The sequence below is a fragment of the Phenylobacterium sp. genome (assembly GCF_004799395.1).
Taxonomy (GTDB): Bacteria; Pseudomonadota; Alphaproteobacteria; order Caulobacterales; family Caulobacteraceae; genus Phenylobacterium.
Genome location: NZ_SSMZ01000138.1, coordinates 1 through 3,255, shown reverse-complemented (window position 1 = coordinate 3,255; position 3,255 = coordinate 1). Strand labels below are relative to the sequence as shown.

At 68.2% G+C, this 3,255-nt stretch carries 4 protein-coding genes; 1 reads left to right on the top strand and 3 read right to left on the bottom strand.

Translation table 11 applies throughout. The features are described from left to right. The coding region (locus E8A12_RS09240; protein WP_293367898.1) for an ACT domain-containing protein at nucleotides 1-252 on the top strand (252 nt) is incomplete at its 5' end. A gap of 144 nt (nucleotides 253-396) precedes the next feature. Here the strand turns inward: E8A12_RS09240 and E8A12_RS09235 are convergent. From E8A12_RS09235 to E8A12_RS09225, 3 genes are all read right to left on the bottom strand, one after another. Then, nucleotides 397-1,377, bottom strand: coding sequence for a hypothetical protein (locus E8A12_RS09235; RefSeq protein WP_293367896.1), 981 nt, complete (start codon nucleotides 1,375-1,377; stop codon nucleotides 397-399). Nucleotides 1,378-1,528: 151 nt separating this feature from the next. Continuing rightward, nucleotides 1,529-2,929, bottom strand: coding sequence for a peptide MFS transporter (locus E8A12_RS09230; RefSeq protein WP_293367894.1), 1,401 nt, complete (start codon nucleotides 2,927-2,929; stop codon nucleotides 1,529-1,531). Nucleotides 2,930-2,974: 45 nt separating this feature from the next. Beyond that, the coding region (locus E8A12_RS09225; RefSeq protein ID WP_293367892.1) for a hypothetical protein at nucleotides 2,975-3,255 on the bottom strand (281 nt) is incomplete at its 5' end.

Genomic DNA, 3,255 nt, shown 5'->3' with positions numbered 1-3,255 from the left:
GAGCGCAACTCAATCGCGCGCGCCAAGCTGATCGCCACCATCCGCAATTCGCCCGGCGTCCTGGGCCAGGTCTGCACGATCATCGGCGAGGCTGGCGGCAACATCGTCCAGCTCAGGATGCACCACCGCCAGAACGACTTCTTCGACGTGGACATCGACGTCGACGTCAACGACGCCCGCCACCTGACCCACATCGCCGCGGCGCTCCGCGCCAACCCCAGCGTCGAGACCGTCGACCGGCGGAAGACCTGACCGCCCGCCGTTCGTCCCGGCGAAGGCCGGGACCCAGATGGGTTGGCTCTGAGGTGGGTTCGATTGGTGCTGAACGCGTCCAATCCGCGACTGCGCTTCGCGATCTGGATCCCGGCATTTGCCGGGACGAGCGGAATCAGGGGTCTACGCCGCCATCTTCAGGCGCTTTTCGGCCTGCCAGTCCTTGGCGATGCGGTTGATGATGTAGGGCGGGGCCCAGCCGAAGTCGCCGTCGTCCTCCGGGTCGTCGGCCAGGAACAGCGGGGTGAAGACCTTGTAGTTCTGCTCGACGATGGCCTCGCAGAACGAGCGCAGCAGATTAGGATCGCTCAGGTGGCGGCCGATGCCCTCGTCGTGGACGTCCGCGCGCGCGCCGGCGCCGACCGGCAGCCAGATCATCGGATAGGGCTGATTGTCCATCACCCCGCGCAGCTTCTGCGCGCCGGAGAAGTGCAGCGGCAGGGGCTCGTCGGAGGTGGCGTAAGAGCTGGTCAAGAGGAAGGCCAGGTCCGCCGACAGGATCAGCCGGCGCGGGCTAGACCAGCTGGTCAGGCGGAAGCCGGTGTCGATGGAGGGGCCCACGAAGTCGCGGACGATGTCGTGGCGGCCGTGACCGGCGTACCACTTGTCGCGCATCTCGGCCTGCGCCAGCACCGGATCGTCGACGCTGTCGGAGCGGAACTGCGCCCCGCCGCGGCGGAAGAAGACCTCGGAATTGGGGGCCGGGAACAGCCCGATCCAGGCCGTGGACTTGACGTCCAGGTCCTCGGTCAGGGTGGCCAGGTCGCAGCGGTATGCGGCAAGCGCCGAGAGCCAGATGTGGATGGCGTCGACCGCCTGGGCGCGGCTCGACAGGTCGCAGGTGTAGAGCAGCTCGTCGCCGTTGGATTTCCAGAATTCCGGCGGGGCGATGTGGGCGTTGCTGCGCTGCCGGAAGGTCCGGTACTGCGCATGGATGATCTGGTCGAAGTCGCGATAGAAGTTAAGCAGCGCCGGCAGCCAGGACGGCCGCGACTGCTTGAACGCCGTGGAGCCCACGAGATCGACGCTGAAGAACAGCCGAATCCTCGGCTTCAGCCCTTCGGGCAGGTCGGTCGGCAGGGTTTTCTTCTCGTTCAACGACACGGGGGTTCGTCCCACCTTGCGATTGCGGCCGACATTCGGTCAGCCGCCCCGGCGCCGAGCCAGCCCTCACGCACCCCCTAACTGCACGTGCGTCCGATCTCGACGGCACACCTTTAGGCCGGCGAACATTCAGCGGAGTTAAGGAGGCTGGTTAAATTGCCTTTACCGCGAATGCCCGGCTCAGCGGCCGCCATAGGGCCAGGATGATCAGGGCCGCTGCGCCGGCTGCGGCGCAATGAAGCAGCCAGAAGGCCGGCGCGCTCATCGTCTCGTAGAACTGGCCCACCCAGCCGACCAGCAGGGACCCGGCGAACACCGACAGGAAGTAGACGCCGATCATCAGCGAATTTATCGCCGGCGGCGCGGCGCGGCTGAACAGCGCCATGCCGATCGGATAGACGAACAGGTAGGCGGTCTGCACGATCAGGTGGAAGCCCAGCGCCCAGACCAGAGGGACCTTGGCCGGTCCGCTCAGCGCCGCCGCGAGCGCCAGCAGGGCATAGGCCGTCACCGCCAGGCCGCAGCCGATCGCCATCTTGCCGAGCGCCGAGGGCTCGCGGCCGCGCCGGGCCTGGGCGTTCCACAGGCCGATCAGCACCGGCGCCATACAGATGCCGACGATGGCGCTCACCGACTGCAGCCAGGTGATCGGCAGGGTCAGGGGCCCGACCTGCCGGTCCAGATGACCCTTGGCCCAGATCATGTAGGCGTTCAGCACCTCGCCGTTGGCAATCCAGAACAGCGCCACCACCACCAGCAGCACCCCCATGGCGGCCAGCGTCGGCGCATCGTCGCGGGTCAGCCGGGCGGCCTTTGCCCGCTGTTCGCCTTTCGGCGGCAGGGTGTCTGGGGGCAGGCGGCTGTAGCCGGCCAGGTAGATCGACAGGCTGACCAGCATGCCGACGCCGGCCGCGCCGAATCCCCAATGCCAGCCCACGACCTCGCCCAGGGTCCCGCAGATCAGGGGCGCGGTGAACACGCCGACATTGGCAGCCATGTAGAAGAGCTGGAAGGCGTCCGTACGCCGCCGGTCCGCGCCGCGGTAGAGGTTGCCCACCTGGGCGGAGATATTGCCCTTCAGCAGGCCGCAGCCGAGGATCAACAGGGCGAGCGCGAGTAGGAACGGTCCCTCGAAGGCCATCAGGAAGTGGCCGGCCGCCATCATCACGCCGCCGACCAGCACGGCGCGTTTCTGACCCAGGACCAGGTCGCCGATCATACCGCCGAACACCGGGGTGAAGGAGCAGAAACCCGCGTAGAGGCCGAAGACCTCCGAGCTGACCGCCTGGCGGCTCATCGGCCCGAAGACGTGCTCCAGTCCGCCGCGGAAGGCGGCGAAGCCGGCCACGTGCTCCACATGCCCCGGCATCAGCAGCTGGCTGGTCATGTAGAGCACCAGAAGCGCCTGCATGCCGTAGAAGGAGAACCGCTCGAAGGCCTCCATGAAGGCGAGGTAGGCGAGCCCCGGCGGATGGCCGAAGACTCCGCGCTCGGCGCCGGGTTGGGCGTCTATCGGCCCCGGTGCGGCGGCGGTGTCGGCGGCGAGGGCCATCGGTCCAAGCTTTCAGGCGCGACTGACCTCGGCAATAGGCATGTGTCAGTGGGCGGCGGCCGGAAGGAACAATGACAGTTCTTCGCCCTGGAAGGCGCGCGTCCAGGCGCCGGGCGGCGCCTGCAGCCCCGTGGCCAGCACCGCGACGGCGTCGGCGATCTCGCCGGAGGGGGCCTCGGCAGGCGCCGTCGAATAGACCCTTGGCCGCGCCGCCAACCGCAGGAACACCAGGTGGTCGATATTGGCGTCGGGCGTCAGCAGCACCACCGCCCCGCGGCGCGGCAAGGCCGGCGCGATCGCCTGCAGATCCCGATCCAGGGCGTTAC